The following is an 18,962-nucleotide window of genomic DNA, read 5'->3' as shown; positions in this document are numbered from 1 at the left end:
AGTGCGTTTAGGTTAAGCGTGACCGGCTTCAGAGCTTAGTTGACTGACATCAAAACCCAGCATAGAAACCGCTTTTTCCCAGCGTTTTTCTACGGGGGTATTAAAAATAATCTCAGGGTCAGCTTTAATGATTAGCCACGCATTTTCAAGTAGTTCTTGTTCAAGTTGTCCTTGATCCCACCCGGCATAACCTAAGGTGATAATAAACTGCTCGGGTGCTTGCGCTGTGGTGAGAGTTGCGAGCACATCTTTTGAGGTGGTGATCATAATATCACTACTGAGCTTTTGACTCGCCGTGTAGCCCGGCTTAGGCGAGTGCAGTACAAAGCCGCGATCCGTTTTCACGGGGCCGCCGGCGAACACTGCGCGGCCTGCGGCTTGTTGCGTCTTGTCGTTATCAATCTCGATTTTATCGAGTAACTCACCCACCGTGATATTGATAGGCTGGTTAATCACCAAGCCCATCGCACCATCTTGATTATGCTCACAAATATAAGTAACAGCACGCTTGAAAAAAGGGTCTTGCATGCTTGGCATCGCGATTAAGAAATGGTTCTCTAATGACTGCATAGGTCGCCCCTTTTGTTAGGTTTAATTAAGTATGGCTCAGTTTTCTCTCAATGGCATCAAATAAGTGACCAGTAATTGAAATGTCGTAAGCGGCTTCAATTTCTTTGACACAGGTTGGTGCCGTCACATTGATTTCTGTTAGGCGATCGCCAATAATATCTAAACCAACAAAAATAAGCCCTTTCGCTTTTAGTGTCGGTGCGACAGCTTCAGCAATTTTACGGTCTGAATCACTAATTGGACGTGCTTCGCCACGCCCGCCAGCCGCAAGATTGCCGCGCGTTTCGCCATTTTGAGGAATGCGAGCAAGGCAGTATGGCATGACTTCACCATCAACGACTAATACGCGTTTATCGCCTTGTTTTATTTCTGGAATATAGTTTTGTGCCATGGCAAAACGGCTACCATGTTCAGTCAACGTTTCGCAAATAACACCAATATTCGCGTCATCTTCTTTAACGCGGAAAATTGACGCTCCCCCCATACCGTCCAATGGCTTTAAGATAATGTCTTTATGCTCAGCTAAAAATGCACGAATATCGGCTTGGCTTCGTGTTACGAGCGTATCTGGAGTGTGCTCACTAAACCAAGCGGTGAACAGTTTTTCATTGGCATCACGTAAACTCTGTGGTTTGTTGATAACCAACGTGCCTGCTTGTTCTGCACGCTCTAAAATATAAGTTGCGTAAATATATTCGGTATCAAAAGGAGGATCTTTACGCATTAAAATTACGTCTAAATCAGCAAGGGCAATGGAGGCTTTTTCTTCAAGCTCATACCAATGATTTACATCATCAAATACACGGGCTTTTGCTGCTGTGGCATAGCCTTGACCTTGGCGCAGTGACAGGTCGTCCATTTCCATGTAGTAAAGTTCGTAACCGCGTTTTTGTGCTTCCATCATCATTGCGAAGCCAGTGTCTTTTTTAATATTAAAGCCACTAATAGGATCAGAGATTATGCCTAACTTAATTGCCATGTTTTTGCCTTTCAATGGTATTGCCATACTGTGGTTAGTGATCTTGATATATGGGTGTTTTTACGATTTTCAATTCGCTAAATCACCAAACTGTAATTGCAATGCACTCAGTACCGTTAATGCCGCGGTTTCGGTGCGCAGTACACGTGGGCCTAAACGAATATCAACGAACGCTTGTTGTTTCGCAATCTCAAGCTCTTCATCGGTAAATCCTCCTTCAGGGCCCACTAAGAACCGCACGCCTGACGAAGGAACTTGAATGGTCTTAATGCTGTGCTCTGCACGTGGGTGCAAGGTTAACTTTATGGCATCGCTGCTTTGTTCTAACCACTCTTTGATATCAATTGGAGGGTGCACCACAGGGACAAAATTTCGTCCAGACTGCTCAGCAGCTGCGATGGCTATTTTTTGCCATTGTTGGTGTTTTTTAGCTAAACGTTCACCGCTGAGTTTGACACCACATCGTTGACTAAAAATAGGAGTGATTTCAGTGATCCCCAGCTCCACTGATTTTTGAATAGTAAAGTCCATTTTGTCACCTCGTGAAACCCCCTGACCTAGGTGGATTTTAAGTGGAGACTCTACGTCATGATCAATAAACTCGAGTGGTTGTACAACGACGTTCTTTTTACTTACTTCAATGATTTCACTGAGGTATTCGCCACCTTCACCATTAAATATTGACACCTGCTCACCGACTTTCATACGAAGTACGCGACCAATATGGCCTGCAGCATCTTCATCAAGGGTGACGGGGTTATCTAATATGATAACGGAAGGTTGATAAATATGAGGAACTCGCATGGGCTGTCACTTATAAAATAATTTAGCGATATGGTAAGTAAGCAGCGGCTTAGGTGCAATTATTTATTTAAATCTTCGCTTAAAGTGAGGAGGTCAGCGCTTGTTTCGGCAATATCTGTTTGGCAAGATAGGTGGTTAATATGTGCGGGATCAGGGCAGGGAATGAAATCAAAGCCTTGCTCGTCTTGGTTTACTAAAAAGCGTATTTTATGCAGTGAGTTATAAATAAATTTTTGCGCGTCGTCTGCTAATTGGTAATCGGTTTGATTAATTAAAACACCTTGAATGTTATGGTGTTCATGTAAATAGCTGGCAAGCTCAGAGACACTTATTTCATTACTAAAATCACAGTAGCAATAATCTTTAATGAGTTGTTCGAACATCAGTTTGACCATATGACGGCTATTCGCACCTGCTACCACAAGGGTAGACCCTTGTGCGTTGGCAAAGTAATGTTGCGTAAATGCGCGACTAAAGTCACTGTCTACATCAACAAGTAAGTAATTGTTTACTTTAAATGGCATGGTGCCTCACGATGTACGTACTTCCGTATCAAATTGAAAACATACTAATAAGTAAATAGCCTATCGCGCCGAAAACGGCAAACTCTATGCATGCAATACCTATGTTATCTTGGTGATCCACTTCTAATGATGTATCTATATTGGGTAGTGAAATATATTTAATTATGTAGCTTAGCACATATAACAATACCCACATCGCACCACAGTGAGACACTAAAGTAAATAAGTTTTCAACCATCTTACCACTTATAAATGAAGCACTGGCAAGACCAGCGTAACCCGCCAATGCAAGGCCAATAGACTTACCCGCATAGCGAATACCAATAGAGGTGTTTTCTAAATTAAAGTTACTTTGTAATGAGGCACCTTGATTTGCTTTAGCAAAGCGGTATTCACGAATTTTACTGTCCAGCGCAAACATCCCTTGTAATACAAAGAAGCTGACCGTTGCGATTAATAAACTACTGTATCCTTGAGTATGGCACCAGTTGTAAAGTCCTAAACTGATAATACAGTTTGCGATTAACATACCGGAGTCTACAAGCGCGGCACACACGTTTTGCTTGAGAATGGCGGCCTCTTCGTTAAAGCGATATAGAATCCATTTGCGATGAATTAAGTGGCCGACTTTAATAAAGGCAAATAATAACACTATTAAAATAACCACCTTGAGTGGGTTAGACTGGGCTGCACTTAAACTAATTTCATCAAAAATGTACGCGATAGTCGCGATCACTACTAAGATTTCACTGGCAAAGCTGATCCCCATTGCAAAGTTATCATGCTGGGCTAGTTCTTCCTTAAGCGCTTGTTTTGCTTTGATTTGCGTTAGGATGCGTAGGAGCACGATGGTGACGCAAATTACAGCGAAACTAATGGCAATCGCAAGTAAACTAGTGTTAGATAGTGATAAATATTGCATGCAGATCCCTGCTAAAAAGATTCTTTGATAATCATTCTAGTACGGTTACAGGTAAGTTAAAAGAGAGTATTTAATGAGTAATTTACACCCGCTTCCAGAAGCGCTTCAGCAGCTAGGTCAGACACGCTTTGCTGATTTGTATCCAGGCCAAGATGTTGAACCAAGTATTGTTAACTTATTGTCTTTAAGTGACTTTGCCTGGAGCTGCTTACAATCGCAACCAACATTAAAAGCGTGGTTGTTAGATACCAATGAACTTGCTAATCGCACCACAGAACCGCCCCTCAATAGCAATGAACTCTCAACCCTTGATGATGCGGCGGCAATGGCAAAATTGCGTGTATACCGAGAAAAATATTGGCTAAAAGTCGCCTATTTAGACTTATGTTGCCAAAACCCGATTGATGACAGCATTGCTTATATCTCCGAGCTTTCAGATCAACTTATCGACAGTGCGAATCAGTGGGCATTTGCACAAGTAGCAAACGTGAGTGGCACACCGCTGAACAGTGCTGGAGAGGCCATTCCTATGATGGTACTTGGCATGGGGAAATTAGGGGGCAAAGAGCTTAATTATTCGTCTGATATTGATTTGATTTTTTCATACCCGCGAGATGTCGCAACCCAAGGTGGACGTCGCTCTGTCGAAGCACAGGTTTTTTACACAAAGGTTGCCCAAAAGCTTATTATGGCGCTAAATCAAACCACCGTTAATGGCCAAGTTTTTCGTGTTGATATGCGTCTGCGCCCATTTGGCGAAAGTGGCCCTCTGGTCATGAGCTTTCAAGCACTTGAAGATTATTACCAAGAACAAGGGCGTGAGTGGGAGCGCTACGCCATGCTTAAAGGGCGTTTAATTGGCGCTGAAAATGGTTACTGGAAAGAGTTTTATGAGCTACTAAGGCCCTTTGTATACCGACGTTATATCGATTTTTCGGTGATTGAATCTTTACGAAAAATGAAACAAATGATCGCACAAGAAGTACGCCGAAAACGTTTAACTAATAACATAAAACTTGGCGCAGGCGGAATTCGTGAGGTGGAATTTGTGGTGCAAGCACTGCAAATGGTTCGCGGCGGGCGCGAAGCTAACTTGCAAACTCAGTCGCTCTTATTAGCTTTGCAAGAGCTTGTTAATAATCAAGTGATTGAGAAAAAAGAAGCTGATTTACTTAAGCATAATTACTTAGCGCTTCGTCGTATTGAACAGTACTTACAAATTTTCGCAGACAAACAAACACAAACATTGCCAGATGACGCGCAAAATCAGCAGCGTTTATGCTACTTACTTAAGCAGCCCGATTTTGATAGCTGTCTTGTGGCTATTAATAAAATAATGGCCGACGTGCACGGTGAGTTTGAGCAGGTGATAGGCTTTGAAAGTGACAGTGCAGACCCATGTGAAAGTGAATTTATCAGTGCATGGGAAATGACCGACGTCAGTTTGATGTGCGAGCCTAATCTAGATTGGCAGACTGCGCTTGATGATTTTAAAGCACGCTTAACAAAAGCCAAAATAGGCACCCGTGGTCGTGATATTCTCGATAAACTCATGCCACTATTGCTTAAGCAACTTACGGTAACGAAAGCGAGTAGCGATGCCTTTACCATGATTTGCCAAGTGCTGAATAAAATTATCTCGCGAACGGCTTACCTAGAGCTTTTATATGAAAACCCAGGTGCACTTAATCAATTGGTTGCACTGTGCTGTCATAGTAAATGGATTGGCGAACATATTTCTCGTTATCCAATTTTGCTTGATGAATTAATTGATCCCCAGGTGCTATACAAACCAACGCCGTTATCTGCTTACAAAGATGAAATTAGGCAGTATTTTCTACGCATTGAGCATGGCGATCTTGAGTTACAAATGGAAGCTTTACGCCAGTTTAAGCAAACTCATCAATTGCGGATTGCCGCGGCCGATGCCACAGGTGTTCTTGATGTCATGAAAGTAAGCGATCACTTAACTGCGCTTGCAGAAGCGATTGTAGAGCAAGCGGTTAATATTGCATGGCATGCTTGTGTTGAGCGTTTTGGCCGACCAACAAATACCTCGGAGCAAGAAAAAGGATTTGCAGTTATTGCTTATGGAAAAACGGGGGGATTTGAAGTGGGCTACGACTCTGATCTCGATTTAGTGTTTGTTCACAACCACGATGGCAGTAGCTACACCGATGGCGACAAGTCGATTGATTCGCGTCAATTTTATTTAAAACTCGCTCAGCGATTAATGCACTTATTTAATACTCGTACAGCATCAGGCATTTTGTATGAGCTGGATACGCGTCTGCGCCCTGAAGGGGCGTCGGGGTTACTCGCAATTAATCTTGAAAGCTACTACCACTACCAGCAAACGCAGGCCTGGACATGGGAGCATCAAGCCCTTGTACGCTCGCGTATGATCTACGGTCAGGCATCGTTGAGTGAACGTTTTGCAGAAATTCGTCAAGATGTATTGTGCCAAGCGCGTGAAGCAGACAAATTACAAAAAGACGTGGTTGAAATGCGCGAAAAAATGCGTGCCCATCTTGCCAAGGGGACCGAAGAGTTATTTGATTTAAAGCAAGACCAAGGCGGTATAACCGATATCGAATTTATCACTCAATATGTTGTGCTCAAAAATGCGCATCAGCACCGTGCGCTGACATGTTGGTCTGATAATGTGCGCATTTTGGCTGATGCCGCTCGTTTTGGGTGTATTTCAGAACGTATGCAGCGCGATTTAGTCGCTGCATACATTGAGTATCGCTCGCGTTATCATATGATGAGTTTAAATCAGCAAGGCCGTTGTGCCCCTCGTGCTGAGCTAACTCAGCACATAGCACTTGTAAAGCAGGTGTGGCAGCAAGTATTAGCTTTTTAAACGACGGCAGTTTTCACGTACATAAGCAGAGGGCAGTTCAGTGATCACCGCTGCTCTTTGCTTAAAGCAGAAAAATGTATACACCTCGCTTTCAAAGTCGTCGTTAATTGCCCTGCCTACTTGGTACAGGGCAGAGACAAAATTACTATCAACACGAAAGTGATCTTTAACAACGTAATCTTTGCTTAAATACCAATACAACACAATGTCTTCGTTACGTGCGTAATCGGACAACACATCCTTGAGGGTTGTGCCGTTTTCAAAGCGACGCGGTTGCACATCACCCGTCCAGTTAGGTGAAGAGGGCTCAACGACTTTTTCTCGTTCAAACAACGCCATATCAAGGCTTGTTTCAGGTGCGGGCAACTTGAGCACGTATTTATCACGCTCGTTGTCTTTACTGTTCACTTGATTTCTAAGGGCAGCGTAAAAACGGGATAGTCCCTGTGCTGCAGCATTCTGAGTATCCTTGATATCAAGAACTGGCCCGCTGCCAAATAAAAAATAAATCGCAGCAGCAATTAAAATTACAGCTAATGATAAATGCTTAACCCAAAACCACATTTCTAATTCTCTTGTTGTTTACTCGTTTAATAAAACCATACAAATTAAAAATTGTCACTCTACTTATAATAAGAAGGGGCATTCTCATCAGGGCGTGTTTTAAAACGGCGGTGTAACCACATGTATTGTTCGGGCGCTAAGTCGATTGCCTGTTCCATACGTTGGTTAACACGCGTCACATCTGTCAGGTTATCGCCAGATGGAAAATTTTCAAGAGCCGGCAGTACCGTTAAATGATAACGCCCTTGCTCATCTCTGCGACTAGTCAAGCTCACCGTTTCACAATATTTACTGCTTGAAAAAAGTAATGTTCCCGTGGTGGTTGCTGCATCTTGAACAGCATAAAAGGGCGCAAACTCACAACGGTTACGGCCATAATCTTGATCAGGTAAGTAGTAGCATACTTTTTTGTTTTTAAGCGCTTGTAGTAAGCCTTTTACATCGCGTTTGCCAATTAGGTATTCGTTAGAACGCAACCGCCCGTTGGTGGTGAAGTATTCCATCAATGGGTTATTGTGTGGGCGATAAAAGCCTATGCCTTGGTGCTTTATTCCCATGATTCGACTGGCCATTTCTAAATGTAAAAAATGTGGAACCAGTAACAAAACTCCTTTACCCGATTGCTGCGCTTTTTCAAAGTGTTCAAGTCCTGTTACTGAACCAAACACTTTTTTAATTCGCCACTCTGGCCACCACCAAGCCATGCCTGTTTCCATCATGGCTATGCCGGTGTTTTCCATGTTTTTTAGTACCAACTCACGTTGCTCGTGTTCAGGCATATTAGGAAAACATAACCGAATATTTACTTCTGCAATATGGCGGCGGCGCTTCATAAAGCGATGCACTAAACGGCCGATGAGTTTGCCGAGAAATAATTGGAATTTATGTGGTAACCAAGAAATTAAATACAGAAAAAATACGCCAACCCAAGTAAGCCAATAACGAGGGCCTAAAAAAGACGCTTTAAAGGGAGATGAACTAACCACAAAAATTATCTCTAAAAATAAAAAAGCTAGTTTAACTGTAAGTGTTTAAAAATACAAAAAGCCAGCAATAGCTGGCTTATAGAATCGTCAAGAATGATAAGAAATACTTAGATTTCTTTTAATCCTTGATTAATCGCGACGAGGTCTTCACCTGTTAATGTACCCGCAGCTTGCTTCAAGCGTAATGTAGAAACAACATAACGGTAACGTACGTTGGCAAGGTTACTTTTCGCGTTATAAAGATTTTGTGTGCTGATCAGTACGTCAACAATGGTACGTGTACCGACTTCAAAACCTGCTTCAGTCGCTTTTAATGCACTTTCGGCTGACACAACCGCTTGTTGAAGTGCTTTGTATGTAGCGATATCTGAAACCACTTGGTTATAAGACGTAATAACAGAACGTGTAACTGCACGTAAGCTTGCTTCTAAATCTTCGCTTGCTGCAACGTAGAATGCACGCGCTTGATCTGTCGCAGCTACGGTTGCTCCGCCAGAGTAAATTGGTACACTGAAATTAACGCCCACTCTGGCCGTATCTGTGCGTGGCTCATGTGAGTTTTTATTTAAATCTTCTAGGCCGTCACTGTACGATGCGTTGAGTGTCAGCTTAGGGTAGTGTCCTGCTTTTGCTAAGTCGATTTGATCTTTTGCAATATCGACAGTCACTTTTGACACTTGCAGATTTAAGTTTTTCTCTTCAGCGATTTTTATGTAATCAGTTGACTGTTTACTAGGTGCAACCGTTGAAAAAGTGTCCGTGTTCAACATGTCTAATTTAGCATGATATTTACCCGTGATTTCACGCAGTTGCTCACGCGCTGTTTCGACACTGTTCTTAGCAACAATTTCTTTTGCGACTGAGTTATCAAACTGAGCTTGAGCTTCATGAACGTCAGTTATCGCGGTTAAACCCACTGCATACCGCTCTTTTGTTTGTTGAAGTTGGCGCTCAATGGCACGTTTCTCAGCTTGCACAAACTCTAAGTTATCAATCGCGCTCAATACATTGAAATAGCCTTCTGCCACACGCACGATAAGATCTTGTTTTGCAAAGTCGTATTGTGCAGATGCTTGTAAAGCCTGTTTATCAGCAATACCTAGGGTATTCCAAGCACCTAAATCAAATAATGTTTGGCTTAAGCTGATGCCACGGCTGAATACATCTGTATCGCGACTAAACTCAGCATAACCTGTCGCATCAGTGCCTTCGTATAATGTTGAATCTGTTGATTCATAGCCAAGGCTAAGACCAATTTGCGGTAATAGTGCACTTAACGCGCGATCGCTCTCATAAGCTTGCGCATCTGCTTGGGCTTTTGCTTTAAGTACGGTAGGATCGTTTGCTGTTGCAATCTCGTAAACTTGAAGTAGGTCTTCAGCGTAACTTGCTGTTGCAGTCAATGCGCTTGAAAAACCGATAAGCGCAGCGAGTAGTGTTTTTTTCATTGTTCGTTCAGTCCTTAGACAATTTTCGTACTGTCACCATGGTACTCTTTTTTAATGAATAACCAAAAAAAAAATACGTAAATCTGCATGTCCAAGTGTAACAGAATATAATTGGCCGTATTTTTTACGCATAATGTATAGGAAATAGAGAATGAAAATAACCGCAATCTCACAATTTAGCCATGACGACATAGAGTTAAAGCCTATTGAACGTGTTTATGATGGTTTTTTTAAGATCAATTTATATTGCTTTCGTCATGCACTGTTTGCCGGTGGACAGTCTGTCGAAGTAAAGCGTGAAATATTAGAACGAGGCCATGCGGTTGCCGTACTTCCTTATGATCCGGTGACTGATCAGGTGTTGTTAATTGAGCAAATACGCATTGGGGCATTGGCCTCAAAACACTCTCCTTGGTTACTTGAATGCATAGCGGGTATGGCTGATGGCAGTACTGACTATGAAGAAGTCGCCAAACGCGAAGCGTTTGAAGAGGCGGGGATTGAGCTTGATAAACTTGAATTCATGATGTCGTATCTTTCAAGTCCGGGTGGAACAACAGAGCGTTTGTTCTTGTATTTAGCCTATACTGACCTATCTCAATACCAAGGTGGTATTTTTGGTCTTGATAACGAAGATGAAGACATCAAAACACATATAATGTCATATGATGAAGCCATGCTGCGATTGGAGCAAGGTGAAATAGACAATGCTGCAACGGTTATTTCGCTACAATGGTTAGCACTGAACAGGCAACGTATAGTGTCTGATTTGCAAAACGACTAACGAGTAGGGGGCATTTTGACGTACGTCACGGCTGAACAACGTTACATTCAGAGCTTACCTAAGTACTTAACTTTGTGTGAGCACAATTATGTGCGTGCATTAAAGTTACTTCCTCAAGAGCGTCAAGTTGACCAAGAACGTAAAGTTCAGTTGGGAAGTAGTACTTTTGTGGTCAAAATTGACAATACAGCAAAGTACACCATGGATATCTCGATTAGCCAGGAAGCGGGGCACGTACATTCGGTTAAACCGCTGTATTTAACCGTTCGTATGTACCATGATGCGAAAGTCGCCGAAATAATTCATCATGATTTTCATCAGCGCATTAAACCTTCGTATGCTTATCCTAATCCAAATATGCATCAAAAAGACGAGAAATATCAGCTGAATGCTTTTTTATATGACTGGTTAGTGGCTTGTGTTGAAAATGGTCGCGCAGTATTAAATTGGGATGTTAACAATGGCTTGGTTTAGCGACGCTTACCATTTTGAAAAATCGCAGTTAACGGTTGCCCATATTACAGATTGCCACTTATTTAAAGATCAAAGTGGCGAGTACTTTGGGGTTAATACCGCAGAGTATTTTGCACGTTGTTTAGCCGCAATTGCAGAGCATCAAGTCGACTGCGTTGTATTTGGTGGTGACTTAACGCAAGATCATAGCAGCGATTCATACCAGTTATTCGCTAAACTAATTGCGGATTCACCGTTGTTGTGTCCCGTATTTTGGTTGCCGGGTAATCACGATGAATTACAGGAATACCATGCGATTGCGGGTTCTCACATTTTAAGCCATAAGCGAATTACTTTTCAGGGTGGGCAATTATTGTTGGCTAACTCGAAAGGCGCAACACCTGCGGGGTGGGTAAAGCAGGCGCATTTAGAGGAGCTTAGTAAGGGAGTGGATGACATACCTAGTGTGGTGTTTTGTCATCATAACCCATTACCTATAAACGGTTATCTCGATAAACACCTCCTTGAAAATGGCCCGCAATTGTTAAATGCGTTGGTGAACACTCATCACTGCATCGCGTTGTTTCATGGTCACGTTCATCATGATTATAAGTATGCATTTCGCGGCTTGAATATATACGCGACACCCGCAAGCTCCATCCAGTTTACCAAGCAAACTACACAGTGGCAGCAAGAGGATTTAGGGCCTGCTTTTCGTTTAATTACCCTAAACTTTGATGATACGCATAGCGTGCAGTTAACAACGGATGTAGTATGGCTAAACGGGTAATTTATATTCATGGCTTTAACAGCTCTGAAAAGTCCTATAAAGCGGTGCGTTTTGGTGAGCATATGGCGCAATTTGATGTTGACTATCAAGTGCCTCGTTTAACCCATGAGCCATTGCATGCCATGCTACAGCTAGAACAGCTCATCACGGCAGATACCGTGTTGTTAGGCAGTTCGCTTGGTGGGTTTTATGCGACGTATTTGTCGCAGCGTTATGGCCTCCCTGCTGTTCTCATTAATCCCGCGGTTCGTCCTTTTGAGCTGCTTGATAATCTCTTGGGGCCAAACTATAACCCGTATCAAAATGTTCATTATGAGCTTGATAAGCGGCATATGGATGCATTGCGCAGCTTGTATTTAGCGCAAATAAAAACGCCGTCATTACTCTATTTGTTACAGCAAACAGGCGACGAAGTACTGCCTTATCAAGAGGCGGTTAAATATTATTCTCAGTGTAAGCAACGCGTTGAATTTGGAGGCGATCATAGTTTTATCGGCTTCGAACAAACCTTTGCAAGTATTGTAGATTTTCTTAAAATCACGTAAAACATAGCTAAGCGCATAAAAGATATAAAAACTATGAGTCAGCAAAATTATAACGCCGAAGCAATTGAAGTCTTAAACGGGTTAGAACCTGTTAAACGCCGCCCTGGTATGTATACCGACACGGTGCGTCCTAATCATTTAGGCCAAGAGGTTATCGATAACAGTGTCGATGAAGCAATGGCAGGCCATGCAACAAAAATAGATGTCATTCTTCATGAAGATAACTCATTAGAAGTCATTGATGATGGCCGAGGGATGCCAATCGATATTCACCCTGAAGAAGGAATTCCTGGGGTAGAGCTTATTTTTACCAAGCTACATGCAGGCGGTAAGTTCTCAAATAAGAACTATCAATTCTCAGGTGGTTTGCACGGCGTAGGTATTTCGGTTGTGAATGCGCTATCTACTCGTGTTGAAGTGACTGTTCGCCGCGATGCGCAGCAATTTAGAATGGCCTTTGAACACGGCGATAAAGTCGAAGACTTAAACGTAATTGGCACGGTTGGTAAGCGTAATACCGGGACAACGGTTCGTTTTTGGCCTGATGCCAGCTATTTTGACTCAGCGAACTTTTCGATCACCAAGCTTAATCACTTATTAAAAGCCAAAGCCGTATTATGCCCAGGTTTGCGCATCAAATTTACCAATAAGCAAACTAAAGAAACACTCGAGTGGTACTACGAAACAGGCCTAAAAGACTATTTAAATGAGGCTGTAAAAGGCTTTGATGTCTTGCCTAAAGAGCCGTTTATAGGTGAGTTTGCCAGCTCAACAGAAGGCGCTGATTGGGCAGTTGTGTGGTTACCTGATGGTGGTGAATCGATTGCCGAGAGCTATGTAAACTTAATTCCAACCGCACAGGGCGGAACCCATGTAAACGGCTTGCGCCAAGGGCTTTTAGAGGCGATGCGTGAGTTTTGTGAGTTTAGAAACTTACTGCCACGTGGTGTAAAACTGACCCCAGATGATATTTGGGAGCGTTGTAGTTATGTGCTGTCAGTTAAAATGCAAGACCCGCAATTTGCAGGTCAAACAAAAGAAAAGCTGTCTTCGCGTTCATGTGCTGCATTTGTGTCTGGTGTGGTGAAAGACTCATTTAGTTTATGGTTAAACGAGCATACCGAAACTGCCGAGTTACTTGCCGATTTATGTATTTCTAATGCGCAACGTCGTTTACGTGCAGCCAAAAAAGTAGTGCGTAAACGCATTACCTCAGGCCCTGCATTACCTGGTAAGTTAACAGATTGCAGCGCGCAAGATAATGACCGCACTGAACTGTTTTTAGTTGAGGGTGACTCGGCGGGTGGTTCGGCTAAACAAGCACGTGATCGCGAGTTCCAAGCGATTATGCCGCTGCGAGGTAAAATCTTAAATACGTGGGAAGTAGAGTCTGGGCAAATTTTGGCATCGCAAGAAGTTCACGATATTTCGGTGGCACTCGGCATTGACCCTGATTCAAGTGACCTATCAGGTCTGCGCTACAATAAAATCTGTATCTTAGCGGATGCTGACTCGGATGGATTACACATTGCCACCTTGTTGTGTGCATTGTTTGTGCGTCACTTTCCTGCGCTTATCAAAAAAGGCCATGTGTACGTGGCAATGCCCCCTTTATTTCGAATCGACATTGGTAAGGATGTGTATTACGCCCTTGATGAAGACGAAAAAAATGGCATTTTAGCCCGGATAGAAGCAGAGAAAAAACGCGGTAAAGTTAATGTACAACGCTTCAAAGGTCTTGGTGAGATGAATCCGCTGCAATTACGCGAAACCACCATGGATCCTAATACACGTCGCTTAGTGCAGCTAACACTTGATGAGGAAGAGCAAACCATGGAAATGATGGACATGTTGCTTGCTAAAAAGCGTTCTTCAGACCGTCGTCAGTGGCTAGAAGATCACGGTAATCGTGCACAAGTTTAAATATAGAGCTGCAACTTAGTTGCTGAAAATGAATTAAAAGGCAAGAAAAATGAAAAAAATACTGACTTCATTATTATCACTGAGCTTGTTGTCAGCGCCAGTGATGGCAAAAGATATTTTAGATAAACTAACGGTTGCTGATGGCTTCAACGTTAGTTTATTTGCAGATGATGTTGAGAATGCGCGTCAAATTGCCGTTTCTAAAAAAGGCATTGTGTATGTCGGCTCGCGAAAAGCGGGCAATGTTTATGCGCTTATCGATCATAACAGTGATGGTGTAGCAGATAAGAAAATTGTGATTGCCAAAGGGCTCGAAATGCCGTCGGGTTTAGCAATAAAAGACGGCGATTTATACGTTGCTGAAGTGTCACGTATTATTCGTTTTAAAGAAATTGATAAACATTTAAAAGCACCCAAATTTGAGGTGGTTTACGATAAGTTCCCAACCGATCGTCACCATGGCTGGAAGTTTATTAGCTTTGCGCCAACGGGGGAGTTAATTGTTCCTGTTGGTGTACCGTGTAATATTTGTGCAGAAGATGACAAGTACGGCCGTATTTTCTCTTTGGATGTTGATACCAAAGAAATTAAAACGATTGCCAAAGGTGTACGTAATTCAGTGGGCTTTGATTATCACCCAACTACCCATGCTTTTTGGTTCAGTGACAATGGCCGTGACATGATGGGCGATGACATGCCTCCATGCGAGATTAACCGAGTAGGTGAAGGAGAAGAAGGCGCTCATTACGGTTTCCCTTATGTGCATGCAGGGGCTATTTTAGACCCTGAATTTGGCAAAGGTAAGCGTATTGCTGATTACAAATCACCTGCACTGGCGCTGGGGGCGCATGTTGCACCATTAGGTATTCATTTCTACAACGGTAAGCAATTTCCGGCCAACTACAAAGAACAGTTATTTGTTGCTGAGCATGGTTCGTGGAATCGTTCGAAAAAGTCGGGTTATAGAGTCATGCTAGCCAATGTTGAACAAGGCCGTATTACAAAGTACACCCCATTCATTACTGGCTTTATGCAAAATGAAGAAACATTTGGTCGCCCAGTTGCATTTGCAGAACTTGCAGATGGCAGCTTATTGATCTCAGACGATTACGCTAATGCGATTTACCGCGTTAGCGCTAAGAAAAAATAGGTAAGCGTTAATGAGTGATACAGATACCTTGCTGATGCAGGGCATAGAACAACAAACAATGGGGCGCTTTACTGAAGACGCCTATTTAAATTATTCGATGTACGTCATTATGGACCGCGCCTTACCGCATGTAGGCGATGGTCTAAAACCTGTACAGCGCCGTATTATTTATGCGATGAGTGAGTTGGGCTTATCGGCACAAGCAAAATATAAAAAATCAGCGCGTACCGTGGGTGATGTTTTAGGTAAATACCATCCACATGGTGACAGCGCATGTTACGAAGCCATGGTCTTAATGGCGCAGCCGTTTTCTTACCGTTATCCGCTGGTGGATGGGCAAGGTAACTGGGGGGCCGCTGATGACCCTAAGTCATTTGCTGCCATGCGTTATACCGAAGCACGTTTATCAAAGTTCTCAGAAGTTTTACTTAAAGAGCTTGGGCAGGGAACTGTTGATTGGACGGCTAACTTTGATGGCACATTAGATGAGCCGATGGTGCTGCCTGCTCGTTTACCGCATATTTTACTTAATGGTGTGACGGGTATCGCGGTGGGGATGGCAACCGATATTCCACCACACAATGTGCGTGAAGTGGCGAGTGCATGTTGTTTATTACTCGATAAACCAAAAACTGAAATCGAAGAACTGCTGGAATTAGTGCATGCGCCTGATTACCCAACAGAAGCTGAGATCATCACACCAAAAGACGATATTCGTAAAATTTATCAAACTGGTCGTGGTTCAATTAAAATGCGTGCAATCTACACCGAAGAACATGGTGATATTGTTATTACGGCGCTACCGCACCAATGTTCAGGTGCTAAGGTACTTGAACAAATAGCTGCGCAAATGAATGCGAAAAAGCTGCCAATGGTGGCAGATTTACGTGATGAATCTGATCACGAAAACCCAACGCGTATCGTTATTGTACCGCGCTCAAATCGCATTAAAGCAGAGCCATTAATGGCTCACTTATTTGCGACAACCGATTTAGAAAAGAACTACCGCGTAAACTTAAATATGCTGGGTTTAGATGGACGCCCACAAGTAAAAGATTTACTCAGCATTTTAACTGAATGGTTAACGTTCCGCCGTGAAACAGTACGTCGTCGTTTACAGTACCGTTTAGATAAAGTACTTGCGCGCTTACATATTTTAGAAGGTTTATTAACTGCTTTCTTAAATATTGATGAAGTGATTGAAATCATCCGTACTGAAGATAAGCCAAAGCCAGTGCTGATGGAGCGTTTCGCAATAACAGACACGCAAGCCGAAGCGATTTTAGAATTAAAACTACGTCACTTAGCAAAACTTGAAGAGTTTAAAATTAAAGGCGAGCAGGATGAGCTTGCCAAAGAGCGTGATAAATTAGAGCAAACGCTAGGCTCAGATCGTCGTATGTCGACGTTAATGAAGAAAGAAATTCAAGAAGCTGCTGAAATGTACGGAGATGATCGTCGTTCGCCTGTTGTTGAGCGTGTTGAAGCAAAAGCGTTGAGCGAGAAAGATCTTATTCCATCAGAATCAGTCACTGTTGTGCTGTCTGAAAAAGGCTGGGCACGTGTCGGTAAAGGCCATGATTTAGATGTGGAAGGACTCAGTTATAAATCAGGCGATAACTACAAAGCATCGGCGCGAGGTAAGAGCAACCAGCCTGCGGTGTTCCTTGACTCAAGTGGTCGAGCATTTGCCACGGATGCGCACAGCTTACCGTCAGCGCGAAGCCAAGGTGAGCCAATGACAGGGCGCTTTAATTTAAGCTCTGGGGCTAACTTTGAACATGTGGTGATGGCAGAAGACAATCAAGTATTATTGATGGCTTCAGATGCAGGTTATGGCTTTATTAGCGACTTTAAAGATCTTGTTAGTAAGAACAAGAATGGTAAAGCGTTGGTTAGTGTGCCTAAAGGCGGAGAACTACTTGCTCCTATCCGTGTGAGTGATGTTGCGACAGATTACTGTATGGCGATTTCAAATGAAGGCCGTATGCTGTTATTCCCATTACGTGATTTACCTAAGCTAAGCAAAGGCAAGGGAAACAAGATTATTTCTATTCCTAGTGCAAAAGTACAAGCCCGTGAAGAGTTTGTAAAAGTACTTGCGGTGGTGCCAGAGGGCAGCAGTGTGACACTTCATGCAGGCAAGCGTAAATTAACCTTAAAACCAAGTGATCTTGAGCATTATCATGGTGAGCGCGGTCGACGAGGTAATAAGCTACCACGAGGGTTACAGCGTGTAGATGAAGCGGTGGTAGAAATAACACACACCGATGAACCAGACGAATCCTCAACAGATTTGAGTGAATAAATTAAGAAGGCCTGCTAAGCAGGCCTTTTTTATTGCAACGAAAAGAGATTAATATCTTAGCGCACACATGTACGCCAAAAGCTATGGTAATGACATATTTCACGTTATAATGCGCGCTGATTTACTCGAGGAGAATCCGTTTGTTAGCTGTTTTTCGTATTATTATCATGGCGTTATTTATTGTTCTAAGCTGTGTGTTTGGTTTGCTTTTATGCATTTTTAAACCATTTCACAATAATAATGTGCACATTGTTTCAGGTTGGTTTAGTAAAATGGCGGTGTTGCTAGGCGTTAAGCTTGAGCTGACTTATCACCCTGACGCTAAAAATGTGGGTCCAGCAGTGTATGTAGCAAATCATCAAAACAACTACGACATATTCACCTTACCCGCGATGGTGCCAGAAAATTGCGTCAGCCTTGGTAAAAAAAGCTTAAAGTGGATTCCGTTTTTTGGTCAGCTATACTGGCTTTCAGGTAATATTTTAATTGACCGTGCAAACCGCTCAAAAGCAGCGGGTACCATTTCTAAATCAGCCGAAAAAATAAAGCAAAAAGGTCTGTCTGTGTGGATGTTCCCAGAGGGAACTCGGAGTTATGGTCGCGGTTTACTGCCTTTTAAAACGGGGGCATTTCATACCGCAATGAGTGCAGATGTTCCCATTGTGCCTGTTTGTATGAGTACCACGCATAAAACTATTAAGCTAAACCGCTTAGACAATGGTACAATTTACCTTGAAATGTTAGCGCCGATTTATCTTGATAAAGACGTAACTGCACGTGAGCATGCGTCGCATGTTCATAATATTATGGCTGCTAAAATAACTGAATTAGATGCTCAAGTGAGAAATAAATAATGGAAAATTGGCGCGAAATTAGTGAAGACATTGTTACTTCACTCCTTGAAGATGGCTCAGATCCTGAAGTACTGTATGAAGTTGAACATCACTTCGTAAGTGAAAACTTCGAAAAATTAGAGCAAGCTGCGCTAGCCGCATTTAAACTTGGCTACGATGTTGAAGAACCTGCAGAACTTGAGCTAGAAGATGGCCAAAAAGTATGGAGCTTTGACGTCGTTGTTGAAGCTGAGCTTGACGTTGAAGTCATAATGGAAGATGTTGATAAATTAGAAGCTCTTGCACAGCAATGTGACGTTGAGTATGACGGTTGGGGCACATACTTTCAGGAATAAAATGTAGCAGCGGGTTTACCCCGCGTTACTGTCTGAATTATGGCGCGATATACAATCGCGCTTATAATTTCCTAACCTCTAACCTCTAACCTCTAACCTCTAACCTCTAACCTCTAAAATTAACTCATACCTATTTCGTATTCGAGACTTGATCTAT

Annotated in this window: 18 protein-coding genes; 10 read left to right on the top strand and 8 right to left on the bottom strand. The window is 42.7% G+C overall.

What is annotated here, in order from left to right; translation table 11 throughout:
- Positions 1–12: 12 nt before the first annotated feature.
- The 5 genes from H3302_RS12595 to H3302_RS12575 form a co-directional block, all read right to left on the bottom strand.
- Positions 13–570, bottom strand: a complete 558-nt coding sequence (locus tag H3302_RS12595) for a YqgE/AlgH family protein (protein WP_036966093.1) — start codon at positions 568–570, stop codon at positions 13–15.
- Between the two features lie 25 nt (positions 571–595).
- A complete protein-coding gene (gene gshB / locus H3302_RS12590; RefSeq protein WP_182395428.1) occupies positions 596–1,549 on the bottom strand; it encodes a glutathione synthase in 954 nt (317 codons plus the stop codon).
- A 69-nt stretch (positions 1,550–1,618) separates the two neighbouring features.
- On the bottom strand, positions 1,619–2,353 hold the full coding sequence (rsmE, locus tag H3302_RS12585) for a 16S rRNA (uracil(1498)-N(3))-methyltransferase (RefSeq protein WP_182395426.1): 735 nt from the start codon (positions 2,351–2,353) through the stop codon (positions 1,619–1,621).
- 59 nt (positions 2,354–2,412) lie between these two features.
- Positions 2,413–2,877: a hypothetical protein gene (locus H3302_RS12580; RefSeq protein WP_182395424.1), complete on the bottom strand. Its 465-nt coding sequence runs from the start codon at positions 2,875–2,877 to the stop codon at positions 2,413–2,415.
- A gap of 28 nt (positions 2,878–2,905) precedes the next feature.
- Positions 2,906–3,799 (bottom strand): hypothetical protein, encoded by an 894-nt coding sequence (locus H3302_RS12575; protein ID WP_182395422.1) that lies wholly within the window; start codon positions 3,797–3,799, stop codon positions 2,906–2,908.
- Between the two features lie 73 nt (positions 3,800–3,872).
- Between H3302_RS12575 and glnE the strand changes: the two genes are divergently transcribed.
- The gene (gene glnE / locus H3302_RS12570; protein WP_182395419.1) at positions 3,873–6,665 is read left to right on the top strand and encodes a bifunctional [glutamate--ammonia ligase]-adenylyl-L-tyrosine phosphorylase/[glutamate--ammonia-ligase] adenylyltransferase; all 2,793 of its coding nucleotides are present in this window, start codon (positions 3,873–3,875) and stop codon (positions 6,663–6,665) included.
- On the opposite strand, the gene H3302_RS12565 is transcribed toward glnE, so the two are convergent.
- The 3 genes from H3302_RS12565 to tolC all read right to left on the bottom strand — a co-directional run bounded on the left by H3302_RS12565 (position 6,654) and on the right by tolC (position 9,663).
- Entirely contained in the window at positions 6,654–7,229 is a 576-nt protein-coding gene (locus H3302_RS12565; RefSeq protein WP_036966110.1) for a TcpQ domain-containing protein, read from the bottom strand. The two genes, glnE and H3302_RS12565, sit on opposite strands and share 12 nt — an antisense overlap.
- A gap of 59 nt (positions 7,230–7,288) precedes the next feature.
- Positions 7,289–8,215, bottom strand: a complete 927-nt coding sequence (gene lpxL, locus H3302_RS12560) for an LpxL/LpxP family Kdo(2)-lipid IV(A) lauroyl/palmitoleoyl acyltransferase (RefSeq protein WP_180311072.1) — start codon at positions 8,213–8,215, stop codon at positions 7,289–7,291.
- Between the two features lie 107 nt (positions 8,216–8,322).
- A complete protein-coding gene (gene tolC / locus H3302_RS12555; protein WP_036966116.1) occupies positions 8,323–9,663 on the bottom strand; it encodes an outer membrane channel protein TolC in 1,341 nt (446 codons plus the stop codon).
- A gap of 151 nt (positions 9,664–9,814) precedes the next feature.
- Here tolC and H3302_RS12550 point away from each other — a divergent pair, with 151 nt between their 5' ends.
- The 9 genes from H3302_RS12550 to rraB all read left to right on the top strand — a co-directional run bounded on the left by H3302_RS12550 (position 9,815) and on the right by rraB (position 18,805).
- Positions 9,815–10,447: an NUDIX domain-containing protein gene (locus tag H3302_RS12550; protein ID WP_036966119.1), complete on the top strand. Its 633-nt coding sequence runs from the start codon at positions 9,815–9,817 to the stop codon at positions 10,445–10,447.
- Between the two features lie 15 nt (positions 10,448–10,462).
- Positions 10,463–10,921: a DUF1249 domain-containing protein gene (locus H3302_RS12545; protein ID WP_036966122.1), complete on the top strand. Its 459-nt coding sequence runs from the start codon at positions 10,463–10,465 to the stop codon at positions 10,919–10,921.
- Positions 10,908–11,690, top strand: a complete 783-nt coding sequence (locus tag H3302_RS12540) for a metallophosphoesterase (protein ID WP_182395417.1) — start codon at positions 10,908–10,910, stop codon at positions 11,688–11,690. Before H3302_RS12545 ends, H3302_RS12540 begins: the two co-directional genes overlap by 14 nt.
- On the top strand, positions 11,675–12,235 hold the full coding sequence (locus H3302_RS12535; RefSeq protein WP_182395414.1) for a YqiA/YcfP family alpha/beta fold hydrolase: 561 nt from the start codon (positions 11,675–11,677) through the stop codon (positions 12,233–12,235). The genes H3302_RS12540 and H3302_RS12535 overlap by 16 nt, the downstream gene beginning before the upstream one ends.
- Before the next feature lie 33 nt (positions 12,236–12,268).
- Complete coding sequence (parE, locus tag H3302_RS12530; protein WP_036966132.1) at positions 12,269–14,158, top strand: DNA topoisomerase IV subunit B; 1,890 nt, start codon at positions 12,269–12,271, stop codon at positions 14,156–14,158.
- Positions 14,159–14,207: 49 nt separating this feature from the next.
- Complete coding sequence (locus H3302_RS12525; RefSeq protein ID WP_036966136.1) at positions 14,208–15,308, top strand: sorbosone dehydrogenase family protein; 1,101 nt, start codon at positions 14,208–14,210, stop codon at positions 15,306–15,308.
- A 10-nt stretch (positions 15,309–15,318) separates the two neighbouring features.
- Complete coding sequence (gene parC / locus H3302_RS12520) at positions 15,319–17,616, top strand: DNA topoisomerase IV subunit A (protein WP_036966139.1); 2,298 nt, start codon at positions 15,319–15,321, stop codon at positions 17,614–17,616.
- 140 nt (positions 17,617–17,756) lie between these two features.
- Positions 17,757–18,470 carry a 1-acylglycerol-3-phosphate O-acyltransferase gene (locus tag H3302_RS12515; protein WP_036966142.1) on the top strand — a complete coding sequence of 238 codons (714 nt, stop codon included), beginning with the start codon at positions 17,757–17,759 and terminating at the stop codon, positions 18,468–18,470.
- Complete coding sequence (gene rraB / locus H3302_RS12510) at positions 18,470–18,805, top strand: ribonuclease E inhibitor RraB (protein ID WP_036966145.1); 336 nt, start codon at positions 18,470–18,472, stop codon at positions 18,803–18,805. Before H3302_RS12515 ends, rraB begins: the two co-directional genes overlap by 1 nt.
- Positions 18,806–18,962: the final 157 nt, after the last annotated feature.

It is taken from the genome of Pseudoalteromonas sp. MT33b (assembly GCF_014117385.1).
In the GTDB taxonomy this organism is placed as follows: Bacteria; Pseudomonadota; Gammaproteobacteria; order Enterobacterales; family Alteromonadaceae; genus Pseudoalteromonas; species Pseudoalteromonas lipolytica.
Note: the sequence above shows the minus strand (reverse complement) of the source record. Positions and strands in the feature narration are given on the sequence as shown.

Coding starts and splice junctions, on each gene's coding strand:
- rraB (WP_036966145.1), top strand. CDS start 18,470: ATGGAAAATTGGCGCGAAATTAGTGAAGACATTGTTACTTCACTCCTT.
- gshB (WP_182395428.1), bottom strand. CDS start 1,549: ATGGCAATTAAGTTAGGCATAATCTCTGATCCTATTAGTGGCTTTAAT.
- H3302_RS12535 (WP_182395414.1), top strand. CDS start 11,675: ATGGCTAAACGGGTAATTTATATTCATGGCTTTAACAGCTCTGAAAAG.
- H3302_RS12575 (WP_182395422.1), bottom strand. CDS start 3,799: ATGCAATATTTATCACTATCTAACACTAGTTTACTTGCGATTGCCATT.
- H3302_RS12565 (WP_036966110.1), bottom strand. CDS start 7,229: ATGTGGTTTTGGGTTAAGCATTTATCATTAGCTGTAATTTTAATTGCT.
- H3302_RS12540 (WP_182395417.1), top strand. CDS start 10,908: ATGGCTTGGTTTAGCGACGCTTACCATTTTGAAAAATCGCAGTTAACG.
- H3302_RS12525 (WP_036966136.1), top strand. CDS start 14,208: ATGAAAAAAATACTGACTTCATTATTATCACTGAGCTTGTTGTCAGCG.
- H3302_RS12580 (WP_182395424.1), bottom strand. CDS start 2,877: ATGCCATTTAAAGTAAACAATTACTTACTTGTTGATGTAGACAGTGAC.
- tolC (WP_036966116.1), bottom strand. CDS start 9,663: ATGAAAAAAACACTACTCGCTGCGCTTATCGGTTTTTCAAGCGCATTG.
- H3302_RS12595 (WP_036966093.1), bottom strand. CDS start 570: ATGCAGTCATTAGAGAACCATTTCTTAATCGCGATGCCAAGCATGCAA.
- H3302_RS12550 (WP_036966119.1), top strand. CDS start 9,815: ATGAAAATAACCGCAATCTCACAATTTAGCCATGACGACATAGAGTTA.
- parC (WP_036966139.1), top strand. CDS start 15,319: ATGAGTGATACAGATACCTTGCTGATGCAGGGCATAGAACAACAAACA.
- parE (WP_036966132.1), top strand. CDS start 12,269: ATGAGTCAGCAAAATTATAACGCCGAAGCAATTGAAGTCTTAAACGGG.
- rsmE (WP_182395426.1), bottom strand. CDS start 2,353: ATGCGAGTTCCTCATATTTATCAACCTTCCGTTATCATATTAGATAAC.
- glnE (WP_182395419.1), top strand. CDS start 3,873: ATGAGTAATTTACACCCGCTTCCAGAAGCGCTTCAGCAGCTAGGTCAG.